Origin of the sequence: Duganella levis (assembly GCF_009857605.1) — a bacterium.
Taxonomy (GTDB): domain Bacteria; phylum Pseudomonadota; class Gammaproteobacteria; order Burkholderiales; family Burkholderiaceae_D; genus Rugamonas; species Rugamonas levis.
The window spans coordinates 14,816-28,233 of the sequence record NZ_WWCT01000038.1 but is presented as its reverse complement, the minus strand read 5'-3'; the positions used below and the strand labels follow the sequence as shown (position 1 = coordinate 28,233).

Sequence of the window (13,418 nt, the reverse complement as noted above, 5' to 3'; positions counted from 1 at the left end):
CCGGCCGCTCCAGCCCCGGCTGCTGCCGCTCCGGCCGCCGCTGCGCCAGCTGAAGCCGCGCCTGCCGCCGCCGCACCGGTTCCACAGAAGGGCGATACCGCCTGGATGATGGTCGCCACGCTGCTGGTGATCCTGATGACGATTCCTGGCCTGGCGCTGTTCTACGGCGGTCTGGTCCGTTCCAAGAACATGCTGTCGATCCTGATGCAAGTATTCATGATCTTCGCGCTGATCGTGGTGCTGTGGTGCATCTACGGTTACTCGCTGGCGTTCACCGAAGGCAATGCGTTCTTCGGCAACCTGCATGACCGCACCTTCCTGAACGGCATCTTCGATCCGGTCAAGGGCACCTTCGCGTACGCCGCTACCTTCAGCAAAGGCGTCGTGATTCCTGAGTTCATCTTCGTCGCCTTCCAGGCTACGTTTGCTGCGATTACCTGCGGCCTGATCGTCGGCGCCTTCGCTGAACGCGCCAAGTTCACCGCGGTGCTGGCCTTCATCGTGATCTGGTTCACCTTCGCCTACCTGCCTATCGCGCACATGGTCTGGTTCTGGACCGGTCCGGACGCGATCAAGGATGCGGCTACCCTGGCGTCGGAAACCCTGAAAGGCGGCTTCCTGTTCCAAAAAGGCGCGCTGGATACCGCTGGCGGCACCGTGGTACACATCAACGCCGCAGTTGCCGGCCTGGTGGGTGCTTACATGATCGGCAAACGCGTCGGCTACGGCCGCGAATCGATGGCGCCACACTCGGTCACCATGACCATGATCGGTGCTTCGCTGCTGTGGGTGGGCTGGTTCGGTTTCAACGCCGGTTCGCCACTGGAAGCCGGTGACATCGCTGCGCTGGCCTTCATCAACACGCTGCTGGCGACTGCTGCCGCCACCGTGTCGTGGGTGTTCGCTGAATGGATCTTCAAAGGCAAGCCATCGATGCTGGGTGGTGCTTCGGGTGCGGTGTCCGGTCTGGTGGCCATCACCCCGGCCTGCGGTTTCGTCGGCCCAATGGGCGCGCTGATCATGGGTCTGCTGGCCGGCGTGATCTGCCTGTGGGGTGTGAATGGTCTGAAACGCCTGCTGGGCGCGGATGACTCGCTGGACGTGTTCGGCGTGCACGGCGTCGGCGGTATCCTGGGCGCCATCCTGACCGGTGTGTTCGCTGCACCGTCGCTGGGTGGTCAGGGCATCTTCGACTACGTTGCCAACAAAGCATCGGCTGACTACTCGATCGCCAGCCAGGTGACGATCCAGGCAACCGCTGTCGGCACCACCATCCTGTGGTCGGGCATCGTTGCTGTGATCGCCTTCAAGCTGGTGGACATCGTCATCGGCCTGCGCGTTCCGGAAGAAGAAGAGCGCGAAGGCCTGGACATCACCACCCACGGCGAGTCGGCGTATCATTCTTAATTAACAAGTTTTCATCAAAAAAGCGCCCTGCGGGGCGCTTTTTTTATTTCCTGCCTTTAAAATAGTATTTTTGCCCTCATTTGGCATAGTCCGCACGGTAATAAGGAAGTAATAACATGGTTCCCCACCTCGTCACGGCCCTGAGCGGACCACTGCTCGACCTGGAAGAAAAAATCCTGGCCGCCACTCCCGCAATCGAACGCTGGTTCCGCCTCGAATGGCAGGAGCATACGCCGCCGTTTTATTGCTCGGTTGATATGAGGAATGCCGGCTACAAGCTGGCGCCGGTGGATACCAATCTGTTCCCCGGCGGCTTCAACATGCTGGCCACCGAGATGCTGCCGCTGTCGGTGCAGGCCGCCATGGCCGCGATCGACAAGTATTGCCCGGACGCGCGCAACCTGTTGCTGATCCCGGAAGTGACCCAGCGCCACCCGACCTACTGGCAGAACGTGGCCCGGCTGATGCAGATTTTCCGCCAGACCGGCCTGCATGTGCGGCTCGGTTCGCTGTCGCCGGAGGTCACCGCGCCGACCCCGATCGCTCTGCCGGACGGCAATATGCTGGTGGTCGAGCCGCTGGTGCGTTCGCCGAACGGCCGCCGCGTCGGTCTGAAAGACTTCGATCCGTGCACGATTTTGCTGAATAACGACCTGTCGGCCGGCATTCCGGACATCCTGCAGAATATTCATGAGCAGAGCCTGCTGCCGCCGCTGCACGCCGGCTGGGCGCTGCGCCGCAAGAGCAATCACCTGAACGCCTATGACGAGGTGTGCAAGAAGTTCGGCAAGCTGATCGGCGTCGATCCGTGGATGCTGAACCCGCTGCACGCCAAGTGCGACGCCGTCAATTTCCGCACCGGCGAGGGCTACGACTGCCTGGCCGCCAACATCGACACGCTGCTGGCCAAGATCAAGAAGAAGTACAAGGAATACGGCATGAAGGAGCAAAAGCCCTTCGTGATCGTCAAGCCGGACGCCGGCACCTACGGCACCAGCATCCTGACCATCAAGGATTCCAGCGAGATCAAGGACCTGACCCAGGCCCAGCGCGACAAGATGATCGTCATCAAGGATGGCAAGGAAGTGACCGACTTCATCATCCAGGAAGGCGTGCCGACGTTCGAGAGCATCCGCGAGGCGGTGGCCGAGCCGGTGGTGTACATGATCGACCGCTACGTGGTGGGCGGTTTCTACCGCATCCACGCCGAGAAGGGCATCGACCAGAACCTGAATGCGCCCGGTTCGCAGTACGTGCCGCTGGCGTTCGCGCAGCAGCACGCGGTGCCGGACCTCAAGGCCAAGCCGGGCACGGCGGCGCCGAACCGCTTCTATGTGTACGGCGTGGTGGCGCGACTGGCGCTGCTGGCGGCGTCGCTGGAAATGGAACGCACCGATCCGAATCCGGAGGTCTACTGAGCGGTTTGCGGATCTCGGCTAAAATCAGGCATTAACTCTACTGGATGCACCCATGAAAATCGCTTTCCTCGCCGATCCGCTGTCGACCTTCAAGACTTACAAGGATTCCACCTACGCCATGATGGTGGAGGCGAACCAGCGCGGCCATGAGGTGTACGCCTTCCAGCAGAAGGACATGGCGGTCGAGCAGGGCGTGGTCACCGCGCGCGTGCAGCGCATCAGCTTCACCGGCGATCCGAAAGACTGGTACCGCGCCGCCGATCCGGTCGAAACCAACCTCGGCGAGTTCGACGCCATCCTGCAGCGCAAGGACCCGCCGTTCGACATGGAATACGTCTACAGCACCTACCTGCTGGAGCTGGCCGAGAAGCAGGGCGCCAAGGTCTTCAACAAGCCGTCCGCCATCCGCGACCACAATGAAAAGGTCGCCATCACCCAGTTCAGCGAATTCACCTCGCCGACCCTGGTGACCGGCGACGAAGCGCGCATCCGCGCCTTCCAGAAACATCATGGCGACATCATCCTCAAGCCGCTGGACGGCATGGGCGGCGCCGGCATCTTCCGCATCGGCGCCGACGGCATGAACCTGGGCTCGGTCATCGAGACGCTGACCGGCAACGGCAAGTACACCATCATGGCCCAGCGCTTCATTCCGGCCATCGACAAGGGCGACAAGCGCATCCTGGTGATCAACGGCAAACCGGTGCCGTTCTCGCTGGCGCGCATCCCGCAAAACGGCGAAGTACGCGGCAACCTGGCGGCCGGCGGCATCGGCGTGGCGCAGCCGCTGACCGAGCGCGACTTCGAAATCGCCAATGCGCTGGGACCGATTCTGGCCGCGCGCGGCCTGTTACTGGTAGGATTAGATGTTATCGGTGATTTCCTGACGGAAGTAAACGTCACCAGCCCGACCTGCTTCCAAGAAATTACCCAGCAGGCCGGCTTCCCGGTGGCGGCCACTTTCATCGATGCGGTGGAAGCGGCGGCAGCGGGGAAATAAGTCTCCGATGACAAGAAAACTTTAATCCTGACTGGCGGTTTAACAATATGGTAGGCATACTACTTATGACGCACGCTCCACTGGGGCAAGCCTTTCTTGCGGCTTGCGCCCACGTGTTCCGTGGTCCCACCGAGCACCTGGAAGCGATCGACGTGATCGCCGACCAGGACCTCGGCGAAGTTCAGGACCTGGCAGCGGCGGCCATCAAGCGTCTCGACGATGGCGATGGCGTGCTGGTGATCACCGACGTCAAAGGCGGCACCCCCGCCAACTGCTGCAACCGGCTGGCCGACGCGGGCCGGGTGGAGGTGATTGCAGGCATCAGTTTGCCGATGCTGCTGCGCGCCATCACCTACCGCCGCGACACGCTGGATGTGGTGGTCGAGATGGCCCTGGCCGGCGCGCAAAGTGGAGCCGTGCGCGTCGACAACCGGATCCGCGTCGGGGAAACCTGACGATTTTTTGCAATGCGCATTGATTGAGACAAAACAAAAATGATTCAGCAAGAACTCGAAATTATTAATAAGCTTGGTTTGCATGCGCGCGCTTCCGCCAAATTTACCCAACTGGCAGCAAAATACAAAAGCGATGTCTGGCTGACCCGCAATGCCCGCCGCATCAACGCCAAATCCATCATGGGCGTGATGATGCTGGCCGCCGGCAAGGGCGCCAAAGTGCTGCTGGAAGCCGACGGCGACGATGAAGCCGATTGCGTCGCCGCCCTCAGCGCGCTGGTCAACGACAAGTTCGGCGAAGGCGAGTAATGGCGGCGGAGCGCAGCCGTCCCCGTTTCCCCGCAGGCCCACCGATGGCCTCGTTCACCTTGCACGGCATTCCGGTGTCGCGCGGCATTGCGATTGGCCGTGCGCACCTGATGGCGCCGGCTGCGCTGGACGTCAAGCACTACCTGGTGGCCGAGGAGCAGGTCGAGGCCGAAGTCTCCCGTTTGCAGCAGGCGCTGGCCGCCGTCCACAAGGAACTGCAAACGCTGTGGAATGAATTGCCCAAAGACGCCCCCACCGAGCTGGGCGCGTTCATCGATGTGCATGCGCTGATCCTGTCCGATCCGATGATTTCGGAAGCGCCGCTGGACATCATCCGCGCCCGCCACTACAACGCCGAATGGGCGCTGCTGACCCAGATCGATGAGCTGTCGGCGCAGTTCGACGAAATCGAAGATCCTTATCTGCGCGAGCGCAAGGCCGACATCCAGCAGGTGGCCGAACGGGTGCTGAAGGTGCTGCTCGGCACCGAGCGCCTGCTGCCGGACCCGGCGCCGGCCGGCGACGACGAATACCAGCCGCAGATGATCATCGTCGCCCACGATATTTCGCCGGCCGACATGCTGCAATTCCGCGACCGCTCGTTCATCGGCTTCGTCACCGACGTCGGCGGCCAGAACTCGCACACGGCGATCGTCGCCCGCTCGCTGGATATTCCGGCGGCAGTCGGCATGTCCGGTGCCTCGACGCTGATCGAGCAGGACGACTGGCTGATCATCGACGGCGAAGCCGGCGTGGTGATCGCCAATCCGAGCGCGCTGATTTTGAATCAGTACCGCGAACGGCAAGGCGCCGCCGCCCGCGCGCGCAAGAAGCTGCAAAAGCTGAAGAAGACCCCGGCCATCACCAAGGACGGCATCGAGATCACGCTGCTGGCCAACATCGAGCTGCCGGACGATTGCCCGGCTGCCCTGGAAGCCGGCGCCAATGGCGTGGGCCTGTTCCGCTCCGAATTCCTGTTCATGGGCCGCAACAACAAGATCCCGTCGGAAGAAGAGCAGTTCGAGCAGTACAAGAAAGCGGTCACCGCCATGAAGGGCCGGCCGGTCACCATTCGTACGCTGGACATCGGCGCCGACAAGCCGCTCGACCAGAGCGAGCAGACGGCCTTGAATCCGGCGCTGGGCCTGCGGGCGATCCGCTACTGCCTGGCCGAGCCGCAGATTTTCCTGACCCAGCTGCGGGCGATTTTGCGCGCTTCGGCGTTCGGCAAGGTGCGCATCCTGATTCCGATGCTGGCGCATGCGTTCGAGATCGACCAGTCGCTGGCGATGATCGCCCAGGCCAAGGCCGAGCTGCGCGAGCAGGGCGTCAAGTTTGACGACGAGGTCGATGTCGGCGCCATGATCGAGATTCCGGCGGCGGCCCTGGCGCTGCCGATGTTCGTCAAGCGCATGGACTTCTTGTCGATCGGCACCAATGACCTGATCCAGTACACGCTGGCGATCGACCGGGTTGATTATGAAGTCGCACACCTTTACAATCCGCTGCATCCGGCTGTGCTGCAATTGATCTCAATGACGATTGCGGCCGGGCATAAAGCCGGGATCGACGTCGCCGTGTGCGGCGAAATGGCGGGCGATGTCAAGTTGACGCGCCTGCTGCTGGGCATGGGGTTGCGCGAGTTCTCGATGCATCCGGCCCAACTGCTGTCGGTCAAGCAGGAAATCCTGAACAGCGATCTTGCGCGCATCATGCCGCAAACCCGCAAGATCATGCGCTCGATGGAACCCAACGTAATTGCAGACGCGGTCGAACAATTACAGTTGATGTAAGTCGGCGGGACCCATCATCACGGTCCCGCCCTGATAGATGGCCCGTGGGGCCGCCCCCAAAACTAAAATCAAAAAATGTCATCCCTCGGATACGTTAAGCCGCAAACCATGCATTTTGCCGAGCCCTTGCTCCTGCAAAGCGGCGCGTCGCTGCGCGACTATATGCTGATGTACGAAACCTACGGCACGCTCAACGCCGACCATTCCAACGCGGTGCTGGTGTGCCACGCACTGAACGCCTCGCACCACGTGGCCGGCGAGTATGAAGGCCAGCCGAAAAGCACCGGCTGGTGGGACAATATGGTCGGCCCGGGCAAACCGCTCGACACCGACAAGTTCTTCGTGATCGGGATTAACAACCTCGGCTCCTGCTTCGGCTCCACCGGGCCAATGCACACCAATCCGGCCACCGGCAAGCCCTACGGCGCCGCCTTCCCGGTGGTCACGGTGGAAGACTGGGTGTCGGCGCAGGCGCGCCTGGCCGACCAGTTGGGCATCAAACAATTCGCCGCCGTCATGGGCGGTTCGCTTGGCGGTATGCAGGCGCTGGCCTGGTCCATCATGTACCCGGACCGCTTGCGCCACTGCGTGGTGATCGCGTCGACCGCCAAGCTGTCGGCGCAGAATATCGCCTTCAACGATGTCGCCCGTCAGGCCATCCTGTCCGATCCGGATTATCACGGCGGCGATTTCTATGCGCATGGCGTGGTGCCGAAAAACGGCCTGCGCGTGGCGCGCATGGTCGGCCACATCACCTATCTGTCGGACGACGACATGGCCGAGAAGTTCGGCCGCAAGCTGCGTGATATTGCCGAAAGCGGCGACTACAAATTCGGCTTCGGCGTCGACTTCGAAATCGAATCCTATCTGCGCTACCAGGGCGACAAGTTCTCCGAATACTTCGACGCCAACACCTACCTGTTGATCACCAAGGCGCTGGACTACTTCGACCCGGCGCGCAAGCACGGTGGCGACCTGGCCAAGACGCTGGCCGGCACGCAGGCCAAGTTCTTCCTGGCGTCCTTCACCACCGACTGGCGCTTCTCGCCGGAGCGCAGCCGCGAAATCGTGCAGGCGCTGGTCAGCAACCGCCGCCAGGTCACCTACGCGGAAATCGATGCGCCGCACGGCCATGACGCCTTCCTGCTGGAAGATGAGCGCTACATGAACATGGTGCGCGCGTATTACGGCCAGGTGTGGAACGAGATCGGGGGCAAAGCATGAATTTCAATGAACTGAGCGTGGCGCGGCCGGACCTGGCCTTCATCGCCCACTGGATCGACAGCAAGGCGCACGTGCTGGACGTCGGCTGCGGCGACGGCGTGATGATGGACTATCTGCAAAGCGACAAGCAGTGCAGCGGCTACGGCATCGAGATCGCCGACGACAAGGTGCTGGCCTCAACCCAGCGTGGCGTGCAGGTGGTGCAGCAGGATATGGAGAATGGCCTCGGGCTGTTCGGCGACAATTCCTTCGATACGGTGCTGTGCCTGTCGTCGCTGCAGATGATGAAGCATGTGGAAGCGCTGCTGCGCGATATCGTCCGCGTTGGCAAGGAGGCGATCGTCTCATTCCCCAACTTCGCTTACTGGCCGCACCGCGTGGCGTTGCTGAAGGGCCGCATGCCGGTGTCGGAATCGCTGCCGTACGAGTGGTACGACACGCCCAACGTACGCTGCGCCACCATCACCGACTTCCGCGACCTGGCGCAAGAATGCGGGTTGGAAGTGATCGAATGTGTAGCGCTGGCCGAGGGCAAGCGGGTATCATTCCTGCCGAACCTGCGCGGCGATCTTGCCGTCTTCCGACTACGAAAAAAATAATGACCGACACTAGGCCCTGGTACAGCTACATCAACGGACGCACCGTCTCCATCCTGTTCCTGGGCTTCAGCTCCGGGCTGCCGCTGTACACGCTGATCTACCTGATGCAGGCTTGGCTGGCCAAGGCCGGGCTGGACGTCAAGGCGCTGGGGCTGTTCGGTCTGGCCATGTTCCCGTACACCTTCAAGTTCCTGTGGGCGCCGTTGATGGACCGCTACACCGTGCTGCCGCTGGGCCGGCGGCGCGGCTGGATGGCGCTGACGCAACTGGCGCTGTTCCTGTTCATCGGCGGCATGGGCATGCTCGATCCCAAGCTGGAACTGTCGGTGATCGTGGTGGCGGTGTTCCTGATCGCCTTCATGTCGGCCAGCCAGGACGTGGTGATCGACGCTTACCGGCGCGAGATTCTGGCCGAGGAAGAGCAGGGCCTGGGCGCGGCGATCATCGTCAATGCCTACAAGGCGTCCAGCCTGATCCCGAGTGCGCTGGGGCTGGTGATGGCAGACAGCCAGCCGTGGCAAATCGTCTTCTGGACCGTGGCGGCGTTCATGCTGCCGGGCTTCGTCTGCACGCTGCTGGCCAAGGAGCCGACGCTGTACGGCACGCCGCCGAAGAATTTGCAGGAAGCGGTGGTCATGCCGTTCCGCGAGTTCGTGCTGCGCGACGGCTGGAAGCAGGCGCTGTTCATCATCGCTTTCATCCTGCTGTACAAAATCGGCGACACTATGTCGACCGCGCTGGCGACCAAGTTCTTCCTCGATATCGGCTTCACCACCAAGCAGATCGGCTTGGCGGCCAACGCCACCGGCTGGTGGGCGGCGCTGGCTGGCGGAGCGGTGGCTGGCATCTGGATGATCAAGCTGGGAATCAACCGCGCGCTGTGGGTATTTGGCGTGTTGCAGGCGCTGGCCATCCTCGGTTTTGTGTGGCTGGCCAAGGTCGGCCCGGATCCATTGCTGCTGAGCGCCGTCTATGGCTTCGAGGCGTTTGCCAGTCCGGGGCTGGGGGCGGCGGCGCTGGTGGCCTTCATGTCACGTGCCACCGACCCGCGCTATACCGCCACGCAGTACGCGCTGTTTTCCAGCCTGGCTGCGGTGCCGCGCACATTCATCAACTCGTCGGTGGGGTATATTGTTGCTGAAACCGGATGGTTCTGGTTCTTTATCGTGTGCTTTATCCTCGCGTTTCCTGCGATGATGATGTTGCCGAAAATAGCTCCATGGAACAGTGGTCATGAAAAAACCTGAATTAAAGAACGCCTTGCTGGCGCTGGTGCTCTGTACCAGCGTGCTGTCGCTGCACGCGCAAAACGATGGCATTCCTGTCACCGATATGTCGCGCATGCGCGGCTTGGGCGGTGACTCGCGCCAGTTCGACCAGCAGTCCAAATTGCAGTACGACCAAATGCTGAACGAGGCGCACAAGAAGGACGCCGTCGCCACCGATCGCAATCCACAACTGATACGTTTGCGCGCCATCGCCAAGCGGCTGATTCCGTTCACCTCGCGCTGGAATCCGGAGGCGGCCAAATGGGACTGGCAGGTTAACTTGCTGAAGTCCGATACCGTCAACGCCTTCTGCATGCCGGGCGGGCGCATCGCCTTCTACAACGGCATCCTGACCAAGCTCAATCTGACTGACGACGAAGTGGCCATGGTGATGGGGCACGAGATCGCCCACGCACTGCGCGAACACGCGCGCGAACAGGCGGGCAAGAATACCGCCACGTCGCTGTTTGCGCGGTTGGCGGGCGCCGGCGCCGCCGCGTATTTCGGTTTCGATCCGCGTCTCGGTGACGCCGTCGGCAACAGCGCGGCGCAAGTGGCCGCGCTGAAGTTCTCGCGCGGCGATGAGAGCGAGGCCGATCTGATCGGCATGGACCTGGCGTCGCGCGCCGGCTACGACCCACGCGCTGGCGTGGCGCTGTGGCAGAAGATGGGCGCCGTCAGCAAAGGCCAGCCGCTGCCGTTCCTGTCGACCCACCCAAGCGGCAAGGACCGCATCGAGAACATGAACAAGAATATGCATCTGGTGTTGCCGGTGTACGCGCGCGCCAAGGGTATCGACCCGAACAACCTGCCGGCGTATCACACCATCGCCTTGCCACGTTCCTGATATGTCGTCGCGTTATCCACTGCCGATGCGCGACGGTGTCGCACCTAGCTATCTGTATCTGCCCGAGGGCGACTGGCCGGACCTGATCCGCTTCCTGGTCGAGCGTTTTCCCGACGTCTCGGAAGCCGCGTGGCGCGAACGCATGGCGCGCGGCGATGTTGTGGACGGCGATGGCCAGCTGCTCCAGCCGACCAGCCGCTTCAAGCGCGGCCTGCGCATTTTCTACTACCGCGAACTGGACGAGCCGGAGACGCCGATTCCATTCCAGGAAGAGATCCTGCACATCGACGAGCACCTGGTGGTGGTCGACAAGCCGCACTTCCTGCCGGTGATCCCGTCCGGCCGCTTCCTGCATGAGACGCTGCTGGTGCGGCTGCGCAAAACGCTGGGCGAGGAAGACCTGGTGCCGATCCACCGGCTGGACCGCGAGACGGCCGGCGTGGTGATCTTCTCGCGCAATGCGGAAAGTCGCGGCGTGTACCAGTCGATGTTCCAGAAGCGCGTGATCGACAAGGAGTACGAAGCGTTGGCGCCGCGCCTGCATGATGTGCAATTCCCCTTTACCTACCGCAGCCGCATGGTGGAGGGCGATAAATTCTTCGTCATGAAGGAGACCGAGGGCGAGCCGAATTCGGAAACGCTGATCGACGTCATCGAGCATCGCGGCGAGCTGACCTTGTACCGCCTGCATCCGCACACCGGCCGCCAGCACCAGTTGCGCGTGCACCTGTCGTCGCTTGGCATCCCGATCGTCAACGACGCCTTCTACCCGGTGGCGCTGCCGTGCAAACAGGACGACGTGTCGCAGCCCCTGCAACTGCTGGCGCGCGCCATCAGCTTCATCGACCCGCTCAGCGGCGACTGGCGCGAGTTCCGCTCTAAGCGCAGCTTGTAGCCGCCTGCGTCGCGATAAATTCCCTTAACCACGATTGCGCCGGATGGGTGTCGCTGCGCCGGTGCCACATCAGGTCGAACACGATTTCCGGCAGCGCCAGCGGCGGCGGGAAGAGCGCCAGTTGGTGACTGGCCTGCGCATGCAGCGCCACGCGTTTGAGGATGGTGGCGGTCATGCGGGTCTGCGCGATCACGGCGGGCACCGCGAACATATGCGGCAGCGTCAGGGCCAGCTTGCGTTGCCGGCCCTGCTGCGCCAGCGCCTGGTCGACCACACCGTACAAATGCCCTTCAGGCGACACCAGCACATGCGGCAGGGATAGATAGGTGTCCAGATCCATGCCGTGTTGGGCGGCCGGGTGATCGCTGGCCACCACTGTCACAAATTCGTCGCGCAGCAGTGGGCGCGCCTTGATGCGGCCATCGGTATTGGTGGGCGGCACGCCGACGGCGGCATCGATCACGCCCGCATCGAGCAGGTCGACGGTGGCGTCGCGGCCTTTCACATCATGCACGTTCAACGTGATTCCCGGCGCTTGCGCCTGTAGCGCTTGCAGCAGCGTGGGCAGCAGGACGAAGCTCGGGTAGTCGGGCAGTCCCAGGTTGAAAGTCAGCGTGGCGCTGGTCGCATCGAAGGCCGGCTTTTCCACCATCGCCGCTTCGATCTGCCGCAGCGCCTGTGCAACCGGCTCCGCCAGGTCGCGCGCGCGTTGCGTCGGCAGCAGGCCGTCGGCGCTGCGCAGGAAGAGGGGATCTCCAAGAAGCGTGCGCAGACGCGACAGGGCGGCGCTCATGGCCGGCTGGCTGACGCCCACCTGGGTTGCCGCACGCGTGACGTTGCGCTCGCTCATCAGGGCGTCGAAAGCGACCAGCAGGTTTAAATCTATGCCATGAAAATCCATAAGACAAATAAATATCTATACAGGTTATTTGTTGGACTGATTTTACCTCGGCGCGCAAACTCGTGTCTTCTCAAATCAACGGAGCAAGCCATGACCACCACCGAACAACTGCGCGCCGAGCGCATTGCGGTAGAAACGCTGTACCGCGCCTTCAATGACAAGAACCCGGATCTGGTCGACGCCGTGCTGGCACCGCACTGGGATGACATTCCGCTCGGCCCCGGTCAGCAGCCCGGACCGGAAGGCATCAAGACCATCATCCGTGATTTTGCCGCCGCGTTCCCGGATGTGCAGATTACGATCCACGATATGGTGCAGGAGCCCGGCAAGGTCGCCGTGCGCGCCGAAATCAGCGGCACGCATCAAGGCGAAATATTCGGCATTGCGCCGACGGGCAAGAAAGTGAGCTTCCGCCTGCATGAATTTCACCAGGTCGTGGATGGACGGCTCACCACGACCTGGCATATGGAAGACTGGTTCGGCCTGTTCCTTCAGCTTGGCCAGTTTCCACCGCAGGCGTAAAGCTTTACAGCGCGCCGTACTCGATGGTCAGCGGCGCGTGGTCGGAGAATTTCTCGTCCTTGTAGACGGCGACCGTGGTGGCCTTGGCGGCAATGCCTGGGGTCGCCACATGGTAGTCGATGCGCCAGCCGACGTTCTTCGCATACGCCTGGCCGCGGTTGCTCCACCACGTGTACTGCTCTTCGCGCGGATCGAGGCCGCGGTGCACGTCGACATAGCCGACTTCGTCGAACAGGCGGGTCATCCACTCGCGCTCTTCCGGCAGGAAGCCGGAGTTCTTCTTGTTGCCCTTCCAGTTCTTCAGGTCGATTTCCTTGTGGGCGATGTTCCAGTCGCCGCAGATGACGATTTCGCGGCCTTCGGCGTGCAGCTGCTGCAGGTGCACCATGAACAGGTCCATGAAGCGGAACTTGGCTTCCTGGCGCTCCGGCCCGGACGAGCCGGACGGGCAGTACACGGAAATCACCGTCAACCGGCCGAAGTCGCAGCGCACGTAGCGGCCTTCGGCGTCAAACTCGGGCGAGCCGAAGCCGATCACCACGCGGTCCGGCTCGATCTTGCTGTAGACGCCGGTGCCGGAATAGCCTTTTTTCTCGGCGTAGTGGAAGTGGCCATGGTAGCCGCCCGGGTTGAGGAATTCCGGCGTCATGTCCGGCGCTTGCGCCTTGAGTTCCTGCACGCAGACGAAGTCGGCGTCCTGCTTGGCCAGCCAGGTGAAAAAGCCCTTGGAGGAAGCCGAGCGGATGCCGTTCAGGTTGGCGGAGATGATTTTTGGCATAG

14 protein-coding genes are annotated in these 13,418 nt (G+C 62.3%); 12 read left to right on the top strand and 2 right to left on the bottom strand.

Going from position 1 to position 13,418, the window contains the following annotated elements:
* The 11 genes from GTP69_RS28880 to GTP69_RS28830 form a co-directional block, all read left to right on the top strand.
* On the top strand, positions 1-1,407 hold a 1,407-nt coding region (locus GTP69_RS28880; protein WP_161058095.1), incomplete at its 5' end, for an ammonium transporter.
* A 116-nt stretch (positions 1,408-1,523) separates the two neighbouring features.
* Positions 1,524-2,825, top strand: a complete 1,302-nt coding sequence (gshA, locus tag GTP69_RS28875; RefSeq protein WP_161058094.1) for a glutamate--cysteine ligase — start codon at positions 1,524-1,526, stop codon at positions 2,823-2,825.
* Between the two features lie 52 nt (positions 2,826-2,877).
* Positions 2,878-3,825 (top strand): glutathione synthase, encoded by a 948-nt coding sequence (gene gshB, locus GTP69_RS28870; RefSeq protein WP_161058093.1) that lies wholly within the window; start codon positions 2,878-2,880, stop codon positions 3,823-3,825.
* A 47-nt stretch (positions 3,826-3,872) separates the two neighbouring features.
* The gene (locus tag GTP69_RS28865; protein WP_110847503.1) at positions 3,873-4,280 is read left to right on the top strand and encodes a PTS sugar transporter subunit IIA; all 408 of its coding nucleotides are present in this window, start codon (positions 3,873-3,875) and stop codon (positions 4,278-4,280) included.
* Positions 4,281-4,319: 39 nt separating this feature from the next.
* On the top strand, positions 4,320-4,589 hold the full coding sequence (locus GTP69_RS28860) for an HPr family phosphocarrier protein (protein ID WP_110847502.1): 270 nt from the start codon (positions 4,320-4,322) through the stop codon (positions 4,587-4,589).
* Positions 4,590-4,633: 44 nt separating this feature from the next.
* Complete coding sequence (ptsP, locus tag GTP69_RS28855; RefSeq protein ID WP_161058096.1) at positions 4,634-6,382, top strand: phosphoenolpyruvate--protein phosphotransferase; 1,749 nt, start codon at positions 4,634-4,636, stop codon at positions 6,380-6,382.
* Positions 6,383-6,457: 75 nt separating this feature from the next.
* Positions 6,458-7,606 (top strand): homoserine O-succinyltransferase MetX, encoded by a 1,149-nt coding sequence (gene metX / locus GTP69_RS28850; RefSeq protein ID WP_161058092.1) that lies wholly within the window; start codon positions 6,458-6,460, stop codon positions 7,604-7,606.
* The gene (metW, locus tag GTP69_RS28845) at positions 7,603-8,205 is read left to right on the top strand and encodes a methionine biosynthesis protein MetW (RefSeq protein ID WP_161058091.1); all 603 of its coding nucleotides are present in this window, start codon (positions 7,603-7,605) and stop codon (positions 8,203-8,205) included. Before metX ends, metW begins: the two co-directional genes overlap by 4 nt.
* Positions 8,205-9,452 carry an AmpG family muropeptide MFS transporter gene (locus tag GTP69_RS28840; protein WP_161058090.1) on the top strand — a complete coding sequence of 416 codons (1,248 nt, stop codon included), beginning with the start codon at positions 8,205-8,207 and terminating at the stop codon, positions 9,450-9,452. Before metW ends, GTP69_RS28840 begins: the two co-directional genes overlap by 1 nt.
* On the top strand, positions 9,439-10,320 hold the full coding sequence (locus GTP69_RS28835) for a M48 family metallopeptidase (RefSeq protein ID WP_161058089.1): 882 nt from the start codon (positions 9,439-9,441) through the stop codon (positions 10,318-10,320). Before GTP69_RS28840 ends, GTP69_RS28835 begins: the two co-directional genes overlap by 14 nt.
* Before the next feature lies 1 nt (position 10,321).
* Positions 10,322-11,215, top strand: coding sequence for a pseudouridine synthase (locus GTP69_RS28830; RefSeq protein WP_161058088.1), 894 nt, complete (start codon positions 10,322-10,324; stop codon positions 11,213-11,215).
* Here GTP69_RS28830 and GTP69_RS28825 read toward each other — a convergent pair.
* On the bottom strand, positions 11,199-12,116 hold the full coding sequence (locus GTP69_RS28825) for a LysR family transcriptional regulator (RefSeq protein ID WP_161058087.1): 918 nt from the start codon (positions 12,114-12,116) through the stop codon (positions 11,199-11,201). The genes GTP69_RS28830 and GTP69_RS28825 overlap by 17 nt on opposite strands.
* A 90-nt stretch (positions 12,117-12,206) precedes the next feature.
* Here GTP69_RS28825 and GTP69_RS28820 point away from each other — a divergent pair, with 90 nt between their 5' ends.
* Positions 12,207-12,638 (top strand): ester cyclase, encoded by a 432-nt coding sequence (locus GTP69_RS28820; protein WP_161058086.1) that lies wholly within the window; start codon positions 12,207-12,209, stop codon positions 12,636-12,638.
* 4 nt (positions 12,639-12,642) lie between these two features.
* On the opposite strand, the gene GTP69_RS28815 is transcribed toward GTP69_RS28820, so the two are convergent.
* The gene (locus GTP69_RS28815) at positions 12,643-13,416 is read right to left on the bottom strand and encodes an exodeoxyribonuclease III (protein ID WP_110847493.1); all 774 of its coding nucleotides are present in this window, start codon (positions 13,414-13,416) and stop codon (positions 12,643-12,645) included.
* Positions 13,417-13,418 lie beyond the last annotated feature (2 nt).